General features: G+C 61.6%; 19 protein-coding genes. 9 read left to right on the forward strand and 10 right to left on the reverse strand.

All coding sequences use genetic code 11. The features are described from left to right. Positions 1-69 precede the first annotated feature (69 nt). Both M8997_RS19425 and M8997_RS19430 read right to left on the reverse strand, forming a co-directional pair. A complete protein-coding gene (locus tag M8997_RS19425; protein ID WP_250019537.1) occupies positions 70-1,884 on the reverse strand; it encodes an ABC transporter ATP-binding protein in 1,815 nt (604 codons plus the stop codon). Between the two features lie 9 nt (positions 1,885-1,893). Further along, the gene (locus M8997_RS19430) at positions 1,894-3,090 is read right to left on the reverse strand and encodes an aminotransferase class V-fold PLP-dependent enzyme (protein ID WP_250019596.1); all 1,197 of its coding nucleotides are present in this window, start codon (positions 3,088-3,090) and stop codon (positions 1,894-1,896) included. Between the two features lie 116 nt (positions 3,091-3,206). Between M8997_RS19430 and M8997_RS19435 the strand changes: the two genes are divergently transcribed. Beyond that, on the forward strand, positions 3,207-4,016 hold the full coding sequence (locus M8997_RS19435; RefSeq protein ID WP_250019536.1) for an IclR family transcriptional regulator: 810 nt from the start codon (positions 3,207-3,209) through the stop codon (positions 4,014-4,016). 7 nt (positions 4,017-4,023) lie between these two features. Here the strand turns inward: M8997_RS19435 and M8997_RS19440 are convergent, their stop codons facing one another. From M8997_RS19440 to M8997_RS19470, 7 genes are all read right to left on the reverse strand, one after another. Next, positions 4,024-4,518: a RidA family protein gene (locus M8997_RS19440; protein WP_250019535.1), complete on the reverse strand. Its 495-nt coding sequence runs from the start codon at positions 4,516-4,518 to the stop codon at positions 4,024-4,026. 9 nt (positions 4,519-4,527) lie between these two features. Next, complete coding sequence (locus tag M8997_RS19445; RefSeq protein WP_250019534.1) at positions 4,528-5,739, reverse strand: amidohydrolase/deacetylase family metallohydrolase; 1,212 nt, start codon at positions 5,737-5,739, stop codon at positions 4,528-4,530. Between the two features lies 1 nt (position 5,740). After that, positions 5,741-6,610 (reverse strand): ABC transporter permease, encoded by an 870-nt coding sequence (locus M8997_RS19450; protein ID WP_250019533.1) that lies wholly within the window; start codon positions 6,608-6,610, stop codon positions 5,741-5,743. After that, positions 6,610-7,551 carry an ABC transporter permease gene (locus M8997_RS19455; protein ID WP_250019532.1) on the reverse strand — a complete coding sequence of 314 codons (942 nt, stop codon included), beginning with the start codon at positions 7,549-7,551 and terminating at the stop codon, positions 6,610-6,612. Before M8997_RS19455 ends, M8997_RS19450 begins: the two co-directional genes overlap by 1 nt. A gap of 58 nt (positions 7,552-7,609) precedes the next feature. Further along, positions 7,610-9,142 carry an ABC transporter substrate-binding protein gene (locus tag M8997_RS19460; protein ID WP_250019531.1) on the reverse strand — a complete coding sequence of 511 codons (1,533 nt, stop codon included), beginning with the start codon at positions 9,140-9,142 and terminating at the stop codon, positions 7,610-7,612. 143 nt (positions 9,143-9,285) lie between these two features. Continuing rightward, positions 9,286-10,575 (reverse strand): L-rhamnose catabolism isomerase, encoded by a 1,290-nt coding sequence (rhaI, locus tag M8997_RS19465; protein WP_250019530.1) that lies wholly within the window; start codon positions 10,573-10,575, stop codon positions 9,286-9,288. Between the two features lie 38 nt (positions 10,576-10,613). Continuing rightward, on the reverse strand, positions 10,614-12,710 hold the full coding sequence (locus M8997_RS19470) for a bifunctional rhamnulose-1-phosphate aldolase/short-chain dehydrogenase (protein ID WP_250019529.1): 2,097 nt from the start codon (positions 12,708-12,710) through the stop codon (positions 10,614-10,616). 209 nt (positions 12,711-12,919) lie between these two features. Here M8997_RS19470 and M8997_RS19475 point away from each other — a divergent pair, with 209 nt between their 5' ends. The 7 genes from M8997_RS19475 to M8997_RS19505 are packed head-to-tail and all read left to right on the forward strand — an operon-like array spanning position 12,920 to position 20,045. Next, on the forward strand, positions 12,920-13,726 hold the full coding sequence (locus tag M8997_RS19475) for a DeoR/GlpR family DNA-binding transcription regulator (protein ID WP_250019528.1): 807 nt from the start codon (positions 12,920-12,922) through the stop codon (positions 13,724-13,726). Between the two features lie 45 nt (positions 13,727-13,771). Then, positions 13,772-14,770 carry a rhamnose ABC transporter substrate-binding protein gene (rhaS, locus tag M8997_RS19480; RefSeq protein ID WP_250019527.1) on the forward strand — a complete coding sequence of 333 codons (999 nt, stop codon included), beginning with the start codon at positions 13,772-13,774 and terminating at the stop codon, positions 14,768-14,770. Between the two features lie 59 nt (positions 14,771-14,829). Then, entirely contained in the window at positions 14,830-16,362 is a 1,533-nt protein-coding gene (locus M8997_RS19485; RefSeq protein WP_250019526.1) for a sugar ABC transporter ATP-binding protein, read from the forward strand. Continuing rightward, positions 16,362-17,360: an ABC transporter permease gene (locus M8997_RS19490; protein ID WP_250019595.1), complete on the forward strand. Its 999-nt coding sequence runs from the start codon at positions 16,362-16,364 to the stop codon at positions 17,358-17,360. The genes M8997_RS19485 and M8997_RS19490 overlap by 1 nt, the downstream gene beginning before the upstream one ends. Next, the gene (locus tag M8997_RS19495; protein ID WP_250019525.1) at positions 17,357-18,358 is read left to right on the forward strand and encodes an ABC transporter permease; all 1,002 of its coding nucleotides are present in this window, start codon (positions 17,357-17,359) and stop codon (positions 18,356-18,358) included. The genes M8997_RS19490 and M8997_RS19495 overlap by 4 nt, the downstream gene beginning before the upstream one ends. Then, a complete protein-coding gene (rhaM, locus tag M8997_RS19500) occupies positions 18,358-18,678 on the forward strand; it encodes an L-rhamnose mutarotase (RefSeq protein ID WP_250019594.1) in 321 nt (106 codons plus the stop codon). The genes M8997_RS19495 and rhaM overlap by 1 nt, the downstream gene beginning before the upstream one ends. Next, positions 18,675-20,045: an FGGY-family carbohydrate kinase gene (locus M8997_RS19505; protein WP_250019524.1), complete on the forward strand. Its 1,371-nt coding sequence runs from the start codon at positions 18,675-18,677 to the stop codon at positions 20,043-20,045. The genes rhaM and M8997_RS19505 overlap by 4 nt, the downstream gene beginning before the upstream one ends. A 60-nt stretch (positions 20,046-20,105) precedes the next feature. Here the strand turns inward: M8997_RS19505 and M8997_RS19510 are convergent, their stop codons facing one another. Further along, the gene (locus M8997_RS19510; RefSeq protein WP_250019523.1) at positions 20,106-21,437 is read right to left on the reverse strand and encodes a dicarboxylate/amino acid:cation symporter; all 1,332 of its coding nucleotides are present in this window, start codon (positions 21,435-21,437) and stop codon (positions 20,106-20,108) included. A 243-nt stretch (positions 21,438-21,680) separates the two neighbouring features. Here M8997_RS19510 and M8997_RS19515 point away from each other — a divergent pair, with 243 nt between their 5' ends. Next, a complete protein-coding gene (locus tag M8997_RS19515) occupies positions 21,681-23,519 on the forward strand; it encodes an ATP-binding protein (RefSeq protein WP_250019522.1) in 1,839 nt (612 codons plus the stop codon).

Raw genomic sequence — 23,519 nt, forward strand, 5'->3', positions numbered from 1 at the left:
GGTTGTCATCTCATGAACCGCCCGACGGCTCAAGTCCGTATTCGTCCGGAGCTCCAGAATACGCCCTGTTCAGACCTGGACGAGATGGCCGGCGGCGACTTCCCTATATTGCCGCTCGGGCATGACGAAGTCTGGCGGGCGAACCGGACTCCTGATCTCGTCATTGGAAACAGGCCGTTTCAGGCCACGCCTCGAAGGATCGGGGACCGGCACCGCGGATATGAGTTTCTTCGTATAGGGGTGCTGCGGATTCTCGAATATCGCGGCGCGCGAACCGATCTCGACGATTTCCCCGAGATACATCACTGCTATTCGGTGGCTGACGCGCTCGACGACCGCGATATCGTGGGAAATGAAGAGGAATGCCAGGTTCAGGCTCGCCTGGAGGTCGAGCAGCAGGTTGATGACCTGCGCCTTGATCGAAACGTCGAGCGCCGACACGGATTCATCCGCGACGATCAGCTTCGGATCCAGTGCCAGCGCGCGGGCGATGCAGACGCGCTGACGCTGGCCGCCGGAAAACTCATGCGGATAGCGCGCCGCCATATCGGCGGACAGCCCGACCCGCTCCAGAAGATCGCTCACCTTTTCCCGCGCTTGCGAGCGCGAGCCAAGCCGGTGTTCGAGAAACGGCTCGGCAATGGCGGCGCCCACCGTCATGCGCGGATTGAGGCTGGCGAAAGGATCCTGAAAGATCATCTGCATCGTCCGGCGCGCGGCCTTCATCTCCGCCGCATCCATGGTCAATACATCCTGCCCGTTCAGGAGCACCTCGCCCGATTGTGGCTGCACCAGCCGCATGATCGAACGGCCGGTCGTCGATTTGCCGCAGCCGGATTCACCGACGAGCGACAGCGTTTCGCCCGGCTGCAACGAGAATGACAGGTTCTCGACCGCATGGACCCGGCCTTCCAGCTGGCCGAACATGCCGGAATGAATGTTGAAACGGGTCGTCAGGTTGCGCACTTCGAGCAGCGGCGGCTTGTCGGCCTGCACGGTGTCGGCCGCCTCGACAGGCTGATCGGAGGTGCCGGTGAGCTTGTCCACGACCGGGAACCGCAAGGGTCTTGTATGGCCCTGCATCGAACCGAGAATCGGCACGGCAGAGAGCAGAGAACGCGTATAGCCGTGTTGCGGGCGCTGGAAAATATCGGCGGTAGCACCGGTTTCCACTGCCTCGCCATTATACATGACGACGGTACGGTCGGCGATTTCGGCGACGACGCCCATGTCGTGCGTAATGAAAAGGACGGAGGTGCCCTCCTCGTCCTGCAGCAGCTTTATCAGATCGAGAATCTGCCCCTGGATAGTCACGTCCAGTGCCGTCGTCGGCTCATCGGCGATCAGCAGTTTCGGCTTGCTGGCGAGGGCCATGGCGATCATCACTCTTTGCCGCATGCCGCCGGAGAACCGATGCGGAAATTCGTCGAACCGGGCCTTTGCCGCCGGGATGCGCACCTTTTCCAGAAGACGGATGGTTTCGGCCTTGGCGTCCGCCCGCGACATGTCATGGTGGCAGAGCAGCGCTTCGCTGATCTGCCGGCCGATGGTGAAGAGCGGGTTCAGGCTGGTCATCGGCTCCTGGAAGATCATGGCGACGTCATTGCCGCGAACGTCGCGCATGCTCCGCTCGGGCAGCGCCAGGATGTCCTTGCCGCCGAGCATTATCCGGCCTTCGATGCGGCTCTTGTCCTTCTGGAGCAGCCGCATGATCGACAATGACGTCACGCTCTTGCCGGAACCGGATTCGCCGACGATCGCCACGGTTTCGCGCGGCGCGACGTCGAAGGAAACGTTGCGAACCACCGGCCGCCATTTGCCATCCGCCAGGAAGGATGTGGTCAGGTTGGAAACCGAAAGAACCGGGCTGGTCACTCTATCCATTGCGCTTCCTCAATCCGGCCATTGCAGGAGTTTGTCGATACGCGCGGCGTAGCGTTTCTCGTATGGCGTGGCGATGATCTCGTTCGACTGGCGCGCCTTGCTCAACTCCTCGTCCAGACGGGCGGCGACGATCTCCGCCTCGCCAGGATGGAGATTGCACGGGTCCATGTAGAAATAGCCATGCTCGGTTTCATGATCGCGAACGATCACCGGACGCGCTCCCGAAGCCAGGGCATCCGCGAGATCCCAGGCGGTGATATGCGCCTCCTGCGGATCGATAGTTACGCGCAGCCGGTCGAGCGGATTGTGGGTCGGGTCCGGCTCCAGCGCCGTGGCAACGCCCGGCCTGCCGGCAAGGGTGCGCTGCCACAGATCGAGATAGCCGCTTTCGGTGGCGCGGATTGCCGCATGATCGCGCTTTTCCCATGCCTCCAGCGCGGCAATCGTGCCGAGGATGCTTTCCTTGCCGACCTTCATCCCACGGCCGATGCCGCGATTCTGCAGAAACGCGCTGCGAACGAGGGATTTTGAACCGGCGACGATGCCGCCCGTAGGGCCGCCCAGGAACTTGTGCGAGGAATAGAGCACCACATCGGCACCCTGTTCCAGGAACAGCCGCAGATCATATTCGGACGCCGCATCGACGATGACCGGAACGCCGCGCGCATGGCAGGTCTCGGCAAATTGCTTCAGGCCGATAAGCCCGTACTGCACGGTGTGGTGCGAAACCACGAAGACGGCCGCCGCCGTCCGTTCATTGATGGCGCCATCGAGATGATAGGGATAGCAGGAGGTTGCCTGGCCGATATAGATGGCCTTGGCGCCAGCGAGCCGGATGCCCTGATCGACCGGCGCGCCATAGCTGACGACCTGGCCGGTCTGGATGATGACTTCGTCCTTGAGGCCGGTCGCATCCGGCAGTCGCTCGATGGCAGCCAGATCATCGCCAGTCATCGCACCTGCCACGGCAAGCGTGATGCCGGCTGAACAGGACGCCGTGACGAAGCCCGCCTCGCCGCCGGTGAGACGCGCGATGACGGGACTGGCGATCTTGTGCAATTCGTTGATCTCGACGAATTCCGGCAGGATGGCGGCAACGGCAGCCACCGCTTCCGGCACGACGATCGACGCCCCCAATGCCGTCATGGTCCCGGAGACGTTGATGACGGGCCGCAGTTTCCGCGCTGCGCGAATATCGGGTGCCAGGCTCAGATCAGTCATGAAGGTCTCCATTGCAAGGAAATAAGTTCCATTTCTTTGGCATATGCCGTAATAATGTAATAGCTTTCGCCAGAATCCTTCACCAAAGGGGAGCCGGACACTTGGACAGCACTTCCATCGCGCAGACTGAAGCGGCCTCTCAAAAGGCGAAGCGCTCGCGCGTGAGCGGAATAGATCGCGCGCTGCAGGTCATCGACTATCTTTATGACACCGGGAGCGCGGTCGGCGTCTATGCCATAGCCAAGGCGATCGGCGCTCCGCTTTCCACCGTCTATGTCATCATCGACGATCTGGTCGAGAAGAACCTTCTGTCCCGCAACCGGGATGGAACGGTCTGGCTCGGTGCGCGGCTCTACCATTACGGCCTGGCCTATGGTCGGTCGCTGGATTTTCTCAACGTGGCCAATCACGAAATGCACGATCTGAGCCGCCTTGCCGGCGAGACCGTGCAGGTTTGCGGCCGCGATGGAGATCATATGATCGTTCTCGCCATGGCCGATGGCCCCGGTCACTTCCAGGTCGCCTCGCGCGTCGGAACGCGCGTGCCGTTGAACTGGACGGCTTCCGGCCGGCTTCTCGTCGGACACCTGCCCGAGCAGGAGCGCCTCGATCTTTTCGAACATTGCGCCAAATCCTCGCCGACTGGCCGGGCCATCATCGATCCCGCCGCGCTGTCCACTGCGGCGAGCGAGGCCCTCAAGACGCGCATTTCCATCCAGGCCGGCGAGTCGGATTACGCCGTCGCCTGCGTGGCCTCGCCGATCTGCGACGACAAGGGCGCCTGCATCGCCACGATATCGATCGTCCTCGCCGAGCAGAAGATCGCCGAGAACCCGGAACGCTATACGGCCGAGGTCATGGCGTCGGCGGAGCGGATCGAGACGGTTATGGGCTGGCGCGGTCATTCCTGATCTTCCGTCAGCTCTTCAAGGCGACGATCGCCTCGATCTCGACTGTGATGTTGCCCGGCAGCGAGCCGAAACCCACGGCCGAACGGGCATGATTTCCAGCCTCGCCAAACACCTCGATCAATAGGTCGGAGCAGCCATTGATCACCGAAGGATGGTCGCCGAATTCAGGTATGGCATTGACCATGCCGAGCAGCTTTACGACGCGCTTGACCCGGCCGAGATCACCCAGCGCGGATTGCATGACCGCGAGCAGGTTGATGCCTGTCAGCCGCGCATGGTGGTAAGCGTCCGCGGCGGAGACGTCCCGCCCGACCTTGCCCGTATGGAGGAAGCCGTCATCCTCGCGCGGCCCCTGCCCCGACAGATAGAGAAGATTGCCCTCCTGGATATGGGTGACGAAGTTCGCAATGGGGCTTGGCGGTGGCGGCAGCACCACGCCGAGCGCCTTCAGCCGCTCATAGGGCGACTGGGTCTCGGCGATCGTATCGGAATTGGAATTCACGACGGGGTCCTAACGGTAAGAATAGGGCGCAATGGCGCCGGATGTTTCGGGTTTCTGCGGCTGGTGGCGGCTCGCGGAATGGGTTTCGTTGCCGAGAACGACGAGCCTCGGCTCGAAAAGCCTGTCGAGTTGTGCTTCGTAGCCCATGGAGTCGATGACGCGCAGATCGGAATCGGCAAGATCGAAAAGGGTAAAGTCGGCGCGCGTTCCCTTCGCAAGCAGGTTCTCCGTCGGCAGGCCGATGGCAGATGCCGGCGAGATGGTGACGGCCTCGACCACCTTGTCGAAAGGCATGCCGACGCTGAGCAGCTTGGACATGGTGGTGCTGAGGTCCCAGACCGAGAAATTGAGGCTGCGCAGGTGGATATCGGTGGAGATGGAAAACGGCAGCAGCCCGCGCTGGATTGCAACTTCAGCCACACGGAACGAGAACGATGCGCCACCATGGCCGATATCAAGACGGATGCCCTCGCCGGCACAACGCTCCGCCAGCTCGAACAGGTCGTCATCTTCGATGATGCTGCTGCCCACCTTGCCGTTGAAGCAATGGGTGATGATATCGCCCGGCCCGAGGATTTCGAGCACTTCCTCATAGAGCGCCGGCGGTTCGCCGACATGCACCATCATCGGGATCTTCAGGATCTTGGCGATCTTCTTGCCGAGCTTTACCGGGGTCACGCCCCATGAACCGGTAATGACATGGCTGGCGCGCACCTTCAGGCCGACGATGTGATCGCGGTTCTCGTTGACGCAGGCGACAGTGCGGTCGATGTCGATCGAACGGATATCGCTCAACTCGCTGACGCGATTGCAGGCAACAAGGCCGATCGACCCGAGGTTGAGGAACGCCTTGATGCGCTCCTTGGCGGGATCGATGATATATTCACGGAACCCATGGAAATTCGCCTCGCCGGCCGAGCCCGCATCGACGATCGTCGTGACGCCGCGCTCGATACCGCAAAGCTGCGGGCGCACGGATATGTCCGTGCCGCCGTGCCAGATATGGGTGTGAAGATCCACCCAACCCGGCGAGATCCAGGAACCGCCGCCATCCACGCGCTTGATATCGCCCGGCACATCGAGCGACGGCCCATGGTCGGCGATGGTACCGTCGGCGCCGATAAGGATGTCGATGGTACCGGAAGGCGTGGAAGGACCGAAAGCAACCGGTTTGACATTGGTTACCAGGAGGCGCCCATCGGTTGCTGGGGAGGCTTGCATTTCAGAGATCCTTTCTTAGGCGTGGGTCGAGAAGGTCGCGGAACCCGTCGCCAACCATTTGCAGTGACAGCACGGCAAGCACGATGGCGACGCCTGGGAAAAGCGTCATCCAGTCGGCGGTGCCGATATATTGGCGCCCGGCCGCTATCATGGTTCCCCAGGTGGGGATTTCGGGGCTGACGCCGAGGCCGAGGAAGGACAGACCCGCCTCTGCAAGCATGGCATTGGCGAAAAGAAACGTTCCCTGCACCAGGATCGGCGACAGCAGATTGCGCAATATGTGCCGCGTCATGATGTGCCAGGTGGAAATGCCGAGCGACGTCGCCGCCTCCACGTAGGGCAATTCGCGGATTACCAGCGTCGAAGCGCGCACGACACGCGCGAGGCGCGGCGCATAGACGATGCTGAGCGCGATGATGACCGTCGTGAGCGAGGGGCCGAGCGCCGCGACGAGTGCGATCGCCAGCAGAATATCCGGAAATGCCATCATCGCATCGATCAGCCGCGTGATCGGCGCATCCAGCCGGTGAAAGAAGCCGGCGAGCATGCCGAGCGTCACGCCGATCACCGATGCCAGGATCACGACGGCGAAGCCGACGAGCAGCGACAGCCGTGCCGCGAAGATGGTGCGGGAAAATACGTCCCGGCCAAACTCATCCGTGCCGAACAGCCAGCGCGCATCCGGCGGTTTCAGACGGTTGACGATCGAAAGCTTGTTGGGCGCATAGGGCGTTATGACTGGCGCGAGCGCCGCGAGCAGCACGAAGAGGACGAGGACGATCAGCCCGAACAGCACGGTCTTGCGCTTGATCAGCGTCCTCAGGAACTTTGCCCGCTCGGTTCGCGGTGCCGCAGTGGAGATATCGGCCATCAGTAGCGAACCCTCGGATCGACAAGAAGATAGAGCATGTCGATGGCAAAATTGATGAGCACGTAAAGTGCGGCGATGATCAGCAGCGCGCCCTGGATGACGGGATAATCCCGCCGCAGCACGGCCGAAACGACAAGACTGCCGACGCCGGGAAGACCGAAGACGGTTTCGGTGACGACGGCGCCCGAGACAAGCACGGCAGCGGTGAGGCCGATGACCGTCAGGATGGGAATGAGCGCGTTCTTGAACGCATGTTTCAACACCACGCTGCGCTCCTCGACACCCTTGGCACGGGCGGTGCGGATATAGTCATCGCCGAGCACGTCGAGCATCGAAGCACGGGTGAAGCGCATGATGAGGGCCGAGGACACGATGCCCAGCGCGAAGGACGGCAGGACCAGATAGCCGAGACGCTCGTGCAGCGCCGTTCCCGGCCCACCATAGCCGGAGACCGGAAACAGGCCGAAGCGAACGGAAAATATCTGCATCAGGATCAGGCCGAGCCAGAAGCTCGGAATGCTCGCCGCCAGCATGGCAAGGGCGGTGGCGGCCTGGTCGAACAGGGAACCGCGCCGATAGGCGGCATAGATGCCGATGGGAATGGCGATGATGCTGGCGATGGCGAGCGAGAACACCGTCAGGAAGAATGTCGGCTCGGCCCGTTGCACCAGCGCCTGCAGCACCGGCTGATTGAGGAAGATCGATTGACCGAGATCGCCCTGCAACAGGTTGCCGATGAAATAGAAATATTGCAGCGGTATCGACTGATCGAGCCCGAGTTGCTGGCGCAAGGCGGCGATATCGGCCGCCGTCGCCTCCGGTCCGAGCATCACGGCAGCAGGATCGCCCGGTGTCACCCGGACGATGACGAAGACGATCGTCACCACCAGGAACATCACGATGATCATGCCGATAAAGCGTTGTATGATGTAACGGAGCATCTGCTTGACGAAATCCTTGCGGCAGCAATGCGGCGGGCAGCCAGCCCGCCGGGCGGCGCTATTGCTGTTTCAGCGAAACGTTCCAGAAGTACGGCCAGGGCGCGGGCGTGAACCCTTCGAGCTTGGGCGATTTGGCCGACAGCGCGTTGAAATCGCCGATCTTGATGATCGGCACCTCCGCATAGATCACCTTCTGCACCTCGGCCCAGAGCGCGATGCGCTTTTGCGGGTCGACTTCCGCGTTGAACGCATCGACAGCCACCTTGCGTGCGGGCGTATCCCAATTGCCGGGGGCGCTGGTCGACAGCGATCCGATCAGCGCGGGCTCCGGAAGGAATGGGCTGTGGCTGATATAGATGTCCCAGAGCTTGGGATCGGCGCGGCGCTGCGTCAGCGTCGCCCAATCGACGACCTGCATGTCGACGGTGAAGCCGGCAGCCTTCAGATATTCGGCCGCGACCTGGGCCATCTTGTAGTGGAACTCATATTGCCGGCTGGTGAGAATACGGATCGGCTCGCCATTGTAGCCGGCCTTCTTCATCAGCTCCCCGGCCTTTTCCGGGTCGGCGACATTATAGGCGCCCTCAGTGCCGGCATCGGTCTTCCAGCTATAGCCATCGGGGTAGAGCGAGGCGTTGAGCGCGTAGAATTCGGGACTGCCGAACGCCGCCGCCATCATGTCTTCCATGCTGAGCGCATCACGTATCGCGAGGCGGATGTCCTGGTTCTTGGTGATACCGGCCGCGGTATTCATGACGAAGACCGGCCATCCGAACGGCTTGAGCAGGACGGGTTCGGCCGTGGTCTGGCCCTTCAGCCGCTCATAGGCTTCGACGGGCAAACTATCCACATAGTCGAACTGGCCGGAAACTGCGCCTTCCACGCGGGTGTTCGCGTCCGGTACAGGCACGAAGCGGATCTCGTCGAGATATTGATGCCGCGCACCGCCATAGCCGTTTTCTTCGCCCTCGATCGACTTGTAGGCGTCAAAACGCTCGAGCTGGATATATTGGTCCGGCTTGCGCTCCTTCAGCTTGTAGGGTCCGGTTCCGACCGGCTCCGTCATCGGGTTCTGCTGCTTCTCGCTCGGGAGGATGATTGCTGCGGCATTGTTGAAGGCCAGCAGCGACAGCAGCGGCGCATGCGGCGCGTTCAGGGTGATCTTCACCGTCGCCGCATCGGGCGCCTCGATCGAGGTGATCAGCGGAGCGACCTGCTTGCCGCGCGATGCGAGCTCCGTCCACCGCTTCAGCGAAGCAACGACGTCGGCCGAATCCATGTCGGTTCCGTCGTGGAACTTCACGCCCGTGCGCAGCTTGATCGTATATACTTTTCCATCCGCCGAAATCTCGGGCAGCGCGGCGGCCAGCAAGGGAGTCGGGTTCCAGCTCTTGTCGAAGGTATACAGGGTCTCGAAAATGTGCTGCGAGACGATGCCGACAAGATCGGCCGTCGATGCCATGGCATCCAGCGTCGGCGGTTCGCCGATGGTCGCCACATTGATGACGCCGCCCTTGGATTGCGCGAAGGCGGATATATTGCTGGCGACGATCGCGGTTCCGAGCAGCAGCGCGAGTTTTAAAGCTTGCATCATGTTCCCCTGCATTGTTCTATAATTATGGATTAAAGTGCCTTATAGTAGAATAAGAACAAAAGCTGCATGGGATGTCAATGCAAAAAGGCAGCGCGCGGCGCTGCCTTTGCCGTTGATGAACCGGGAGATGCGAGGTTTGGCTAGACGATGCCGCCACCGCCGGCAATGGCGGCGGGCCTTTCCTTGCCGATACTGGCGCGATAGCCGCTCCGGCGATAGGCGGCTATCGGGTCGATGGCCCCACCAGAACGCAGGCGGGCTTCCGCCAGTATGGGCTCGACATCGGTGCGGTAGGCAATTTTCAGTGCCTGCGCCGCCATCAGCGCATCATTGTCGTCCTGATAGCCCTCCAGTGCCTCGCGGTCCACAAGCATGGCCTGGGCATAGGCCCGCCGAATCTCGTTGGCGCTGCTGATGAGGCTTTCGATCGGATCGGTCACATTGTGCGACTGGTCGATCATATGCGCCGGCTGGAAACCCTCAGCGCCGCGCCGCTCCGCATCGACGAGCTCGTTGAACACCAGGAACAGCCGGTATGGATCGATGGAGCCGGCGTCGAGATCGTCATCGCCATATTTCGAATCGTTGAAATGGAAGCCGCCGAGCTTGCCGAACTGGATCAGCCGCGAAACGATCATTTCAATGTTGGTATTGGGCGCATGATGACCGAGGTCGACGAGGCAGAACGCCTTGGGGCCGAGCGTCTGCGCAATAAGATAGTTGGTACCCCAGTCCTGGACCACCGTCGAGTAAAAGGCCGGTTCGAACATCTTGTGTTCCGAGAACAGCCGCCAATCATCCGGCAGCGCCTGGTAGATCTGCGCCATGGAATCCAGATAGCGCTCGAACGACCTGGCGAAATTGCTCTGGCCGGGGAAGTTGGACCCGTCACCGATCCACACCGTCAGCGCTTTCGAGCCTAGCGCCTTGCCGATCTCGATACATTCAAGATTGTGTTCGACCGCCTGGCTGCGCGTCGCCGCATCGACATGGCTCAGCGATCCATATTTATAGGAATGGGCCTGATCGGGCGCGTCCGAGAAGGTATTGGAGTTCATGGCATCGAAGCCGAGTCCCAATCCCTCGGCGCGTTGCTTCAGCTTCTGCACGTCCGCCTTGTCCCAGGGAATATGCAGCGAAACCGTGGGCGTCGCCCTCGTCAGCTGGTGGATGACGCCGCAATCGTCCAGCTTGTCGAAAATATCGCGAGGCTCGCCTCTACCCGGAAACCGCGCGAAGCGCGTGCCTCCCGTGCCGACGCCCCACGAAGGCACCGCAACGAAGAACTCTGCAACCTTCGCAGTTATCTGCTCGATGTCGATGCCGCGCCGCGCCAATTGAGCGCCGAGCGCCTCATAGTCGCTTTTCTGCGCCGATTGCAGCCGTCCGTTTTCCTCAACGATCAGCTCGTCGCTTATCCGCTCAACCATTCTATCCTCCCCGACAATCTTAGCGTGTAAGCCCTGGCCTAGCGTGTAAAGCTCTGCGCGTTGCCCGCATCGACATTGATGATATTGCCCGTGGACTTGGACGAAGCATCGGATGCGAGGAAATGGATCGCTTCGGCGATATCTTCCGGGAACACGTTCAGTTTCAGCATCGAGCGTTTGCGATAATGCTCCTCGAGTTCGTCGACCTGGAGATTGGAGGACGCGGCGCGCTGCTCGCGCCACTCGCCGTTCCAGATTTTCGAACCGCGCAGCACAGCATCGGGATTGACGGTATTCACCCGGATGCCGGCCTCCGCACCTTCAAGCGCGAGACAGCGGGCGAGATGAATCTCGGCAGCCTTGGCCGCGCAATAGGCGCTTGCGTTCGGCGAGGCGGCGAGACCATTCTTCGAGGCGACGAACACGATATTGCCGCCCAACCGCTGGCGCCGGAACAGGCGGAACGCTTCCCGCGACACGAGGAAATAGCCGGTCGCGAGAATATCCATGTTGCGGGACCAGACTGACAATTCGGTGCTCTCGATCGGTGCGGCGGATGCGATGCCCGCATTGGAGACAAGAATGTCGATGCCACCGAACTCGACGGTCGCCTCGGCGAAACCGGCAGCAACGGCGGACTCGTCCGTGACGTCGAGCTTGACGCTGCGAACCGTGTCGGCGGTGAAGCGCTTGGCGAAGTCGGTTTGCGCGGCGGCTAGCGCGGCATCGTCGATATCGGCAAGCACGACGCAGGCGCCCTCGCCCAACAGCCTCTCGGCCGTGGCGCGGCCTATGCCGCCGGCACCGCCGGTGACGAAGGCGACACGGCCGGCAAGCGATTTCGGCTTCGGCATGCGCTGCAGCTTGGCCTCCTCGAGCAGCCAGTATTCAATGTCGAACGCCTCCTGCTCCGGCAGGCCCTGATATTCCGATACGGTCGAGGCGCCGCGCATGACGTTGATGGCATTGACGTAGAACTCGCCGGCGATCCGCGCCGTCGCCTTGTCCTTGGCGAAAGACAACATGCCGACGCCGGGTATGAGGAAAATGACCGGATTCGGATCTCGCATGGGCGGCGAATTGTCGTGCCTGCAGGCATTATAATAGCGGGCATAGTCGGCACGGTAGGCCTCGAGCGCCTGATCCAGCGCAGCAATGACGGCGTCCGCATCGGGATTGGCGGCGTCGAAATCCAGCACCAGCGGCCGGATCTTCGTGCGCAGGAAATGGTCGGGACAGCTGGTGCCGAGCGCGGCAAGGTCGCGGAGCGCATGGGAATTCACGAATTCGAGCACGGCTGGCTGGTCGTCGAAATGGCCGAGCTTGCGCTCCGCCTGTCCGATGCGCCCGCGGATTTCCGGCATCAAACGCGCGGCGACGTCGCGCCGGGCCTTTGCATCGAGGCTGCCGCCAACCGCGCCGCCGAATATCTCTTTTCCGGCCGTCTGATCCTCGAACCAGACGATCGCCTTGTTGATGACATCGAGCGTCAGTTCATAGCATTCCCTGGCATCATCGGCCCAGGTAAAGAGCCCGTGGCTCTCCAGAACCACGCCTTTGGCGTTCGGATTGGCGGCAACGAAGGCGCCAAGATCGAGACCGAGCTGGAAACCGGGCCGACGCCATGGCAGCCAGCCGATGTCATCGCCGAAGACCTGCCGGGTCAACTCGCGCGAGTTCTTCGAGGCTGCGATCGCAATGATGGCGTCGGGATGCATATGGTCCACATGCCTGAAGGGCACGAAGCCATGAAGCGGCGTGTCGATCGAGGCAGCGCGGGAATTGAGGTTGAACGTGCAATGCGGCAGGAAGCCGACCATCCTGTCCTCATCCTCGACGCCCTTGTAGATCGATTTCAACGAATGCAGCTTGTCGAGATAAAGCGTGGCGAAGCCATCGAGCTTGATCGTGCCGACATCGCCGCCGGAGCCCTTCACCCAGAGGACCTCGACGGGCTCGCCCGTCAGCGGATCGGTTTCCGTTACCTTGGCGGAGGTATTGCCGCCGCCATAATTCGTGATGCGCTTGTCCGCACCGAGAAGATTCGACCGGTAAAGGAGCTTGCCGGGCTCGTCCAGGGTGGCCGCCTTGGCATCGTCCCAGCGATTATCAAGAAGTTTTACCTTGTCTGCCATTTGCGCCTCCCGGAAATATATTCAAGGCCGTCATCGCGGGCCTTCTGAGTTTCCCTAGCTATGGGCAGATCGGAATTTGATGTCAATCATAAACAATCATGTTCGATCATAAACTTCCATGCTGCAGCGCAATATGAAATTATATGATTGAAGTTGATTGACACCAATCCTGATTATGCGCATTAAATACGGCCAGGAGGAGCATTTGCATGCACGAGCGCGAACGCCACCGCATTATCCTGAGCGCCGTTCAGGAAAAGCCGGTCATCACGGTCCAGGACATTGCGGAACTGACGGAAGCGTCGGAAGCAACGATCCGCCGCGACATCGCCGCGCTTCATGTGCAGGGCAAGTTGCGCCGCGTGCGTGGCGGTGCCGAGGCGGTGCATCCGTTACAGCTAGCCCCCCTCGCCGGACGGCATTTCCATGTCTCCGAATCCGAAAATGCCGACAAGAAGCGCGCCATCGCCCGCGAGGCCGTCGCCCTTTGCGACGAAGGCGATGCCATCATCATCAATGGCGGCACCACGACATTCCAGATGGTGCATTTCCTCGCATCGCGCCGCCTGCAGATCATGACCAATTCCTTCGCCATCGCAGAGCATCTGGTGAAGAACTCGAAAAGCTCGGTGACGATTCCGGGCGGGGCGATCTACCGTGAGCAGAGCATCATCCTGTCGCCGTTCGACAATGACGTGACGCGCAATTTCTATGGAAAGCGCATGTTCATGGGCGCGCAGGGCGTCGGTTCGTTCGGAGTGATGGAATCCGACGCCCTGATCATCCAGGGCGAGCAGAAACTGATCAACCAGGCGGACGAACTCGTTCTCCTGGTCGACTCGACCAAGTTCCAGCGGCGTTCCAGCCTGATACTCTGCCCACTCCAGCGGGTCTCCACCATCATCACGGATGATGGCATCGCCGAGGCCGACCGCAGGTTGGTAGAGGAGGCGGGCGTCAAGCTGATCGTGGCGAAAGTACAGGACAAATCCAGAAACTCCGCATCGGTAGCCTAGCTGCCGATGTGACCGGGTAAGACAGTCAATCTTTGGGAGGATGACATGAAACGATTGAAACAACTGATATTGGGGTCGGCATTCGCGGTCGCCATGGTGGCGTCGCAAGCCTATGCGGCAGAGACGGTGAAGATCGGCCTTGTGGCGAAATCGCTTGGAAACGGCTTCTTCGAAGCTGCGAACAAGGGCGCGCAGGAGGCAGCCAAGGAACTCGGCGATGTCGAGGTCATCTATACGGGCCCGACATCGACGACTGCCGAAGGGCAGATCGAGGTCATCAATTCGCTGATCGCCCAGAACGTCAATGCGATCGCCATTTCCGCCAACGACCCGGACGCGGTCGTGCCGGTACTGAAAAAGGCCATGCAGCGCGGCATCAAGGTCATTTCGTGGGATTCTGCCGTCGGCAAGGAAGGCCGCGTCGTGCACCTCAACCCTTCGTCGAACGAGCTCATCGGCAAGATGTGCCTGCAGCTCGCCGCGGATCACCTGCCGGACGGCAAGGGCGATTTCGCCATTCTCTCGGCAACCACGACCTCGACCAACCAGAACACCTGGATCGAGGAGATGAAGAAGCAGTTGCCGAGCTTTCCGGGTCTCAACCTCGTGACCACCGTCTATGGCGACGATCTTGCCGACAAGAGCTATCGCGAAGCGCAGGGCCTCTTGACCTCGCAACCGAACGTCAAGGTGATCGTCGCTCCGACGACGGTCGGCGTGCTTGCCGCCTCGCAGGCCGTCGCCGATGCCAAGAAGATCGGCGACGTCTATGTCACCGGCCTCGGCCTGCCCTCCGAGATGGCGGGCGCCATCAAGTCCGGCGCAACCAAGGAATTCGCCATCTGGAACCCGATCGACCTCGGCTATTCCGCCACGCAGATCGCCTATCGGCTGGTGAAGGAGGAAACCGACGGCGCGCCGGGCAGCGAGATCGCTGCGGGCCGCATGGGCAAGATCAAGATCGGCGACAATGGCGAAGCCGCGATGGCCGATCCCTTCGTCTATGATGCGAAGAACATCGACGAGTTCTCGAAAATATTCTGATCGCTGAACATTGTGCAGGGCCCGGCAGTCCGCTGCCGGGCATTTTTTCCGGTAGTTTCATGAGCCAATCCGCCCAGCCCGAGCCAGTTACCGATGTCCCGCTGCTTGAAATGCGTGGCATCTCCAAGTCCTTTCCCGGCGTGATGGCGCTGGACGGCGTGGATATCGCGCTTTTCGCCGGCAAGGTCACTGCCCTGATCGGCGAGAACGGCGCAGGAAAATCGACGCTGGTCAAGATCTTGACCGGCATCTACGCGGCCGATGCCGGCGAGATCCTGGTCGACGGCGCGCCGGTGCATTTCGCCAATGCCCAGGACGCCATCGATGCCGGCGTGACCGCCATTCACCAGGAAACGGTGCTGTTCGACGAATTGTCGGTCGCCGAGAACATCTTCCTTGGCCACGCGCCGAGAACGCGCCTTGGCTTCGTCGACTGGAAGGCGGTCAATGCACGCGCACTGGCGCTGCTCCATTCGCTGGAAAGCAACATCGACCCCCGCATTCGCCTGAAGGACCTGTCGATCGCGCAACGGCATCTCGTCGCGATCGCGCGCGCCCTGTCGGTCGATGCCCGCATCGTCATCATGGACGAGCCGACGGCCGCCTTGTCGCGCAAGGAAGTCGATGACCTGTTCCAGATCGTCCAGCGTCTGAAGAGACAGGGCAAGGCGATCCTCTTCATCAGCCACAAATTCGATGAAGTCTATGAAATCGCCGATCATTATGCCGTATTCAGGGATGGCCGGGCCGTTGGCAGCGGCGAGCTGGCCGGCGTGAGCCAGGATGAGATCGTCCGCCTGATGGTCGGGCGCTCCATCGCCCATGCCTTCCCGAAGGCGGAGGTCCGATTGGGCGAGACGGTGCTTTCGGTGGAAGCCTATACGCATCCGACCGAGTTCAGGAACATATCCTTTGCCCTGCGCAAGGGCGAAATATTCGGCATTTACGGGCTCGTCGGCGCGGGACGTTCGGAAATATGCCAGTCGCTGTTCGGCATCACGCGACCTTCGGCGGGCCGGCTGGTGCTGGAAGGCCGCGAGATCGCCATCCGCTCTCCCGGCGACGCCATCGGGGCCGGCATCGTCTACGTACCGGAAGAGCGCGGCCGCCATGGCGCCGTACTGCAATTGCCGATCTACCAGAACATCTCGCTGCCTTCGCTGAGCCGCACCTCGCGCTCGGGCTTCCTGCGCGCCGCCGAGGAATTCGCCCTCGCCCGCAAATATGCCGAGCGCTTCGACCTGCGTGCCGCGGCGCTGTCCGTCCCGGTCGGAACGCTGTCCGGCGGCAATCAGCAGAAGGTCGTCATCGGCAAATGGCTCGCCACGCAGCCGAAGATACTCATCCTGGACGAACCGACCAAGGGCATCGACATCGGGTCGAAGGCTGCCGTGCATGCCTTCATCAGCGAACTCGCCAGCGAGGGGCTCAGCATCATCATGGTATCATCGGAACTACCCGAAATCGTCGGCATGTCGGATCGCGTCATGGTCATGCGCGAAGGGCTCTCCGCCGGCATATTCGAACGGGACGGGCTCAACCCTGAAGCGCTGGTCCGGGCCGCAACCGGCAATGCGGGTATCCAGCCATGATCAAATATCTGCTCCGCTACCGTGAAATCCTGCTGGTCGTCATCATCGCCGTTCTGCTTGCGGCGTTCTCCACGCGCTCGCCGGGCTTCGCCCGTCCCGCCAATCTGTCGAACATCTTCAACGACACTTCGATCCTTATCATCCTTGCGCTGGGCCAGATGGCGGTCATATTGACCAAGTCGATCGATCTTTCCGTGGCGGCGAACGTCGCCTTCACCGGCATGGCAGTGGCAATGCTGAACGCCGCCTATCCGGGACTACCCCTGATCGTGATCCTGGCCGCTGCGCTCGGCATCGGCGCGGTACTCGGGGCGTTAAACGGCATTCTCGTCTGGAAGCTCAACATCCCCTCCATCGTCGTCACGCTCGGAACATTGACCATCTACCGCGGCATGGCCTTCGTCCTTTCCGGCGGCGGATGGGTGAATGCCCACCAGATGACGGAACCCTTCCTCCAGACGCCGCGCCAGATCTTTCTCGGCCTGCCACTCCTCGGCTGGACCGCAATCCTGATCGTCGCGGCGATGTATCTTGTCATGTCCCGGACATTGCTCGGCCGCGCCATATATGCTTCCGGCGGCAATCCCGCCGCCGCCGTCTATGCGGGGATCGATGTCGGCCGCACGCGCTTCCTTGCCTTCACCATCTCGGGCACCCTGGCAGGACTGTGCGGCTATCTCTGGGTCTCGCGCTATGCCGTCGCCTATGTGGACATCGCCGCCGGCTTCGAGCTCGACAGCGTCGCCGCCTGCGTCATCGGCGGCATCTCGACCCTTGGCGGCATCGGATCGGTCGCCGGGGCAGTGCTCGGCTCGCTGTTTCTCGGCGTCATCAAGAACGCCTTGCCCGTCATCAACATCTCGCCATTCTCGCAGATGGCCATATCGGGTGCGGTCATCATCGCCGCGGTCGTCTTCAATGCCAGGCAGGAGCGCCGCCGCGGCCGCATCATCCTGCGCGATCGTGGTGCATCCGAGCAGATCGAGGGAGTAACATGAGCACCATGCAGGAAAAGCGGAACATCCCCGACCGGCTCGGCACATCGACGGCGCGATTGCTCGGAAGCTGGGAGATGCTGCTTCTGGGCGTTGCGATCCTGATATTCATCGCCAACGCATTTGCCTCGCCCTATTTTCTCAATGCCTGGAACCTGTCCGATGCGACCTTCAACTTCACGGAGAAGGCGCTGGTCGCCTTCGCCATGGCGCTGCTGATCATTGCCGGTGAAATCGATCTCTCGGTCGCCGCGATCATCGCGCTGGCTTCCACGGCCATGGGAGCCGCGGCACAGGCGGGCGTCGGCAGCTTCGGCCTCGTCATGATCGGCATCGGCGTCGGCCTTGGCTGCGGCATCGTCAACGGTACGCTCGTTTCGGTATTGCGGCTGCCGTCGATTGTCGTCACCATCGGCACGATGAGCCTGTTTCGCGGCATCGCCTATATCGTTCTCGGCGACAAGGCCTATGGCGGCTATCCGGATTCCTTCGCCTATTTCGGCCAGGGCTATGTCTTTTGGGTCATTTCGTTCGAATTCGCCCTGTTCGTCGTCTTTGCGATCGGTTTTGCGATCCTCCTGCATGCGACGAATTTCGGGCGGCGCATCTATGCCATAGGCAACAATGAATTCGCCGCGCGGTTCTCCGGCATCCGCGTCGAACGCATCAAGTTCATCCTGTTCCTGTTGACGGGCCTGATGTCGGGCATCGCCGCCATCTGCCTCACCTCGCGCCTCGGCTCGACGCGACCATCGATAGCGCAGGGCTGGGAACTTGAAATCGTGACCATGGTCGTGCTTGGCGGCATATCGATCCTCGGCGGTTCCGGCCGCATCGGCGGGGTCGTCATAGCAGCCTTCGTCATGGGTCTTGTCACCTTCGGCCTCGGCCTGCTCAATGTCCCCGGCATCGTCATGTCCATCTTCATCGGCCTGCTGCTGATCGTCACGATCACGCTGCCGATCCTCATCCGCCAGATCAGGCAAAGGGCCACGGCATGATCCGGACGGAACGATACGCCTTCACCATGCAGCTCAACCCGGGCATGGAAGAGGAATACAGGCGCAGGCATGATGCGATCTGGCCGGAGCTTGTCGATCTCCTACACGACGCCGGCATCAGCGATTATTCCATCCATCTCGACCGGGCGACCGGTACGCTGTTCGGTGTCCTGACGCGCCACGACGGCCATGGCATGGAGGCGCTTCCGAGCCACCCCGTCATGAGGAAATGGTGGGAGCATATGGCGGACATCATGCGGACGAACCCTGACAATTCGCCCGTGCAAACCGAACTCGCCTGCCTTTTCCACCTGCCATGAACGCTCCGGGGAACATCGCCGTCCTCGATGTCGGCAAGACCAACGCCAAGCTGGTGATCGTCGATGCTCGCTCCGGCAAGGAGGTCGCCGCACGCAACACCGCCAACCGCGTTATCGACAGTGGGCCCTATCCCCATCATGATGTCGATGCGCTGTGGCAGTTCTTCATCGAGGCGCTGCGTTCATTCGCCAAGGAACCCAGCTTCGACGCCATATCCGTCACCGCGCACGGCGCCGCAGCAGCATTGCTCGGCGCTGACGGACTGGCGATGCCGGTCATCGATTATGAATTCATCTATCCTGAAACGGTGCAGGCGGAATATGACGCGATCCGTCCCGATTTCGCCGAAACGGGCTCGCCCCGCCTGCCCGGGGGGCTGAACGTCGGGGCGCAGTTGCACTATCAGAAGACGTGTTTCCCGGCCGATTTCGCCAAGGTGCGAAAGATCGTCACCTATGCGCAATATTGGACGTGGCGGCTGACCGGCATCGCCGTCAACGAACTGACGTCGCTTGGTTGCCATACCGATCTCTGGAACCCACATCAGGGCGGTTTCTCCAGCCTCGTCGGCAGGCTCGGCATTGGCGGACTTCTCGCGCCGATCAAGCCCGCCTTCGAGCCCATCGGCAAGCTCACGCCGGGACTCACTCAGACGCTCGGCCTGCCCGCGCCGGTGCCGGTCTATTGCGGCATCCATGATTCCAATGCTTCGCTCCTTCCGCATCTCGTCAGCCGCGAAGCACCATTCTCGGTCATATCGACCGGCACCTGGGTCGTGTGTTTTGCAGCGGGCGGCCAGATCGCCACGCTCGATCCGCTGCGCGACACGCTGATCAATATCGACGCCCACGGCAATCCGGTACCCTCGGCCCGCTTCATGGGCGGACGGGAGTTCGACATTGCATGTCGCGGCAATGCCGCGACGGAACCGGATGCGGCCACCATCGCGCGCGTCATCGAGAACAGGCATATGATCCTGCCTGCCCTTGTCGCCGGCTCCGGACCCTTTCCGCAGACGCATGCCGCAGTGCCCGATCTTGCCTCGCTCGACCCCGAGGAACGGGTGGTCGTCGCCTCGCTCTATGCGGCTCTGATGACGCAGACATGTCTTCAGCTGATCGGCGGTGCGGGGATAACGATCGTCGAGGGGCCGTTCGCGCGCAACGGCGTCTACCTGTCGGCCTTGCGAACATCGACCGGACGCGACGTGATTGCCTGGCCGGGGTCCACCGGCACCAGCCTGGGCGCGGCGATCCTCGCCGGTGCACAGGCGCCATCCTCCGATGGCGGGGTGATGGCGACGCCGCTCGATGTCGATTTCAGCGATTATGCACGCCTATGGCACCAGCGGGCACGCGCGTCCTGATCCATGAAAACAAAAAAGCGGGGGCTGGTGCCCCCGCTCTGCCTGCATTTGACTGGAGGGTCAGCTGGCAACTGCTAATACGTCTTCCTCGTCGATACCGCCATTCATGGCCTGCTGCAGCTTGACGGTGTCCAGCTCGCCTTCCCAGCGCGCCACGACGATGGTCGCGACCGCATTGCCGACGAGATTGGTAAGCGCGCGGCATTCCGACATGAAGCGGTCGATGCCGAGGATGAGCGCCATGCCGGCGACCGGAACGGCGGGCACGACCGAGAGCGTCGCGGCAAGGGTGATGAAGCCCGCACCGGTAATGCCGGCGGCGCCCTTGGAGCTCAGCATGGCGACGAGCAACAGCAGTATCTGGTCTGAAAGGCTCAGATCGATATTGGTTGCCTGCGCGATGAAGAGCGCTGCCAGGGTCATGTAGATATTGGTGCCGTCAAGGTTGAAGGAATAGCCGGTGGGAATGACCAGGCCGACGACCGATTTCTTGCAGCCGGCCTTTTCCATCTTGGCCATGAGCGTCGGCAAAGCCGCTTCAGAAGAACTCGTGCCGAGGACGAGCAGCAGTTCTTCCTTGATGTAGCGGATGAGCGCGAGGATGGAGAAACCGTTGTACCAGGCGACGGCGCCGAGGACGACCAGCACGAAAAGCAGCGAGGTCAGGTAGAACGTGCCGATCAGCATGATGAGATTGGCGACCGAGCCGATCCCGTATTTGCCGATCGTGAACGCCATAGCGCCGAAGGCACCGATCGGTGCGGCCTTCATCAGGATGGCGACAAGCTTGAAGATCGGGGCCGACAAGGTCTGCAGGAAGTTGGTGACGGGTTCGGCCTTTTCGCCGACCATCGCAAGCGACAGGCCGAACAGGACCGAGAAGAAGAGCACCTGCAAAATGTCACCGGATGCGAAGGCGCCGACGATCGTTGTCGGTATGATGTTGGTCAGGAAGCCGACGATGCTCTGCTCATGCGCCTGCTGCGTATAGGTCGCGACGGCTTTCGGATCGAGCGTGGCCGGATCGATGTTCATTCCGCTGCCCGGATGAACGACATTGGCGACGATGAGCCCGACGATGAGGGCCAGCGTCGAAAAGGTCAGGAAGTAGATCATCGCCTTGCCGGCAACGCGGCCGACCTTCTTGAGATCGCTCATGCCGGCGATGCCGGTCGAGACGGTGAGGAAGATGACGGGTGCGATGATCATCTTGACCAGCTTGATGAAGGCATCGCCGAGCGGCTTCATGCTGGTGCCGATTTCAGGATAGTAATGGCCAAGCCCTATGCCGATGACGATGGCGACGATGACCTGGAAGTAAAGATGGGCGTAAAGTGGTGTCTTCTTGGCAGGCTGCGGCAGGGGTGCTGCATTGAGTGTTACTGGACTCATGACTTCCTCCATGATGCGAGCCTCGTTGCCAACCAGACGGCAACCTCCCAGGCTCCTACGTTCAAGGGCGGTCAAGCCTGCCCTGCCACTCCTTCAGCAAATGCCGTGCCAACAGAGGCTGGAAAGCCATAAGATATTGAATTTACGGGATAAAGTTTTTCGAGACCCTACCGAATACTGCAAAATGTGCGAAAAACCGCACAAAGAATTTGATTGTCGTGCGGATTGATGCACAATGGCGCCATGACGACAGAAGCTGCAGGCGGCCGCAGGAACAACGGGCTTGCCGGGATAATCTTCGTGCTCGCGGTGCTCCTGCTTGTGGCCGGTGCGCTTTTCGTTGCCGATGGATATGGGCGCCGACGGGCCTATGACATTCTCGAGGCAAGAGCGACGAATGCCGCCGAGCTGAATGCTGTCCTCCTGCGCACGGTTCTGGAAAAGCAGCGCTCGCTGCCCTTCGTGCTGTCGCAGGATCGCGATGTGATCACGGCACTTCGCTCCAGGGACCCGGCGCTGCTGCAGGGGCTGAACGAGAAATTCGAGGGCCTGCTGCCCGGCACCCGGGCCTCGGTGATCTATCTGCTCGATGCGGCTGGCCTGTCTTTGTCCGCCAGCAACTGGAACCAGCCCGACAGCTTCGTCGGCGTCTCCTATAGTTTCCGCCCCTATTATACGCGGGCGATGGAGACCGGCAGCGCCGAACATTATGCACTCGGGACGATCAGCAAGCGTCCAGGCCTTTATATCTCGCGGCGGATGGAGGGACCGGACGGCGTGCTCGGGGTCGTCGTCGTCAAGGTGGAGTTCGATGAGCTCGAAGCCGACTGGCGGCGAAACAGCGACCCGTCATTCGTCGTGGATGGCCGTGGCATCGTGCTCATCACCAGTTCCCCGGAATGGCGGTTCATGGCCGCGGCGCCAATTGCCCGCGAACAGATCGGCCCGATCCGCGAAAGCCTGCAGTTTGGCGACGCATCACTGGAGCCGCTCGCGATCAGGCCCTTGGCCCTGCGGGATCAACAGCCGGATCTCGTCAGGGCGCGCCTTCCGGACATGGAGAAAGACGGTTCGTTCCTGCGTGTCACCGCAGCCGTGCCGACGACGAACTGGACCCTGCAATTGCTGACGCCGGCCGCCGCGACAATTGCCGAATCCGTCAGGACCGCGCAATTGCTCGCTCTGCTTTTCCTCGCGCCGCTGGTGGGCATCACCGGCTTCTTCCTGCGCAGGCGCAACCTCGCGCTGCGACGGGCGCAGGAGCAGGAACAATCGCGCCTCGAACTGGAACGGCGCGTCGCCGAGCGCACTGCGGACCTCAGCAAGGCGCATTCCGAACTCCTCTCCGAGGCCGAGGAGCGCCAGAAGGCGGAAACCAAGCTGCAGACCGTGCAGCTGGAGCTGGTCCAGGCCAACCGCCTCGCCATACTCGGGCAGGTGACGGCCGGTGTCGCCCATGAGATCAACCAGCCTGTCGCTGCGATCCGCTCCTATGCCGACAATGCCGCCACCCTGCTCGCCCGCAACAAGTTCGATCCGCTGAAGGACAATCTTGCGGCGATCGCCGGTCTTACCGAGCGCATCGGTTCGATCACCGACGAGTTGCGAACCTTTTCGCGCAAGGGCACGGGCGACGCCGGTCCGGTCGCCGTTGCGGAGATCATCGAGGGCGCGCTGCTGCTGCTTGGCAGCCGCTTCCGGCAGCGGGCGGGCCAGATCCTCACCAAAGTGCCTGCGCCCGACCTGAAGGTTCACGGCAACAGGATCAGGCTGGAGCAGGTGCTGATCAACCTGCTGCAGAACGCCCTGGAAGCGACCGAGGGCGGACCGTCGAGCCAGATCAGCGTCCGCTACGCCGATGCCGGCGAGCAGGTGGAACTGATCGTCTCCGACAATGGTCCCGGTATCCCCGCCCATATCATGGAAGCGCTGTTCACACCGTTCAACACGTCGAAGGATCGCGGGCTCGGACTGGGCCTCGTCATCTGCCACGACATCGTCGCCGAATATGGCGGTCGGATCGAGGTGGAAACCGGCTCCAACGGCACAAAATTCACCATCTATTTGCGCAAGGCAGGCTGA

It is taken from the genome of Phyllobacterium sp. 21LDTY02-6, assembly GCF_023554255.2.
Lineage (GTDB): Bacteria > Pseudomonadota > Alphaproteobacteria > Rhizobiales > Rhizobiaceae > Phyllobacterium.

Excerpts from the sequence above, each read along its gene's own strand:
- M8997_RS19425 (WP_250019537.1), bottom strand. The coding sequence starts at position 1,884 with ATGGATAGAGTGACCAGCCCGGTTCTTTCGGTTTCCAACCTGACCACA.
- M8997_RS19445 (WP_250019534.1), bottom strand. The coding sequence starts at position 5,739 with ATGCAAGCCTCCCCAGCAACCGATGGGCGCCTCCTGGTAACCAATGTC.
- M8997_RS19450 (WP_250019533.1), bottom strand. The coding sequence starts at position 6,610 with ATGGCCGATATCTCCACTGCGGCACCGCGAACCGAGCGGGCAAAGTTC.
- M8997_RS19455 (WP_250019532.1), bottom strand. The coding sequence starts at position 7,551 with ATGCTCCGTTACATCATACAACGCTTTATCGGCATGATCATCGTGATG.
- M8997_RS19460 (WP_250019531.1), bottom strand. The coding sequence starts at position 9,142 with ATGCAAGCTTTAAAACTCGCGCTGCTGCTCGGAACCGCGATCGTCGCC.
- rhaI (WP_250019530.1), bottom strand. The coding sequence starts at position 10,575 with ATGGTTGAGCGGATAAGCGACGAGCTGATCGTTGAGGAAAACGGACGG.
- M8997_RS19470 (WP_250019529.1), bottom strand. The coding sequence starts at position 12,710 with ATGGCAGACAAGGTAAAACTTCTTGATAATCGCTGGGACGATGCCAAG.
- M8997_RS19475 (WP_250019528.1), top strand. The coding sequence starts at position 12,920 with ATGCACGAGCGCGAACGCCACCGCATTATCCTGAGCGCCGTTCAGGAA.
- rhaS (WP_250019527.1), top strand. The coding sequence starts at position 13,772 with ATGAAACGATTGAAACAACTGATATTGGGGTCGGCATTCGCGGTCGCC.
- M8997_RS19485 (WP_250019526.1), top strand. The coding sequence starts at position 14,830 with ATGAGCCAATCCGCCCAGCCCGAGCCAGTTACCGATGTCCCGCTGCTT.
- M8997_RS19495 (WP_250019525.1), top strand. The coding sequence starts at position 17,357 with ATGAGCACCATGCAGGAAAAGCGGAACATCCCCGACCGGCTCGGCACA.
- M8997_RS19505 (WP_250019524.1), top strand. The coding sequence starts at position 18,675 with ATGAACGCTCCGGGGAACATCGCCGTCCTCGATGTCGGCAAGACCAAC.
- M8997_RS19510 (WP_250019523.1), bottom strand. The coding sequence starts at position 21,437 with ATGAGTCCAGTAACACTCAATGCAGCACCCCTGCCGCAGCCTGCCAAG.
- M8997_RS19515 (WP_250019522.1), top strand. The coding sequence starts at position 21,681 with ATGACGACAGAAGCTGCAGGCGGCCGCAGGAACAACGGGCTTGCCGGG.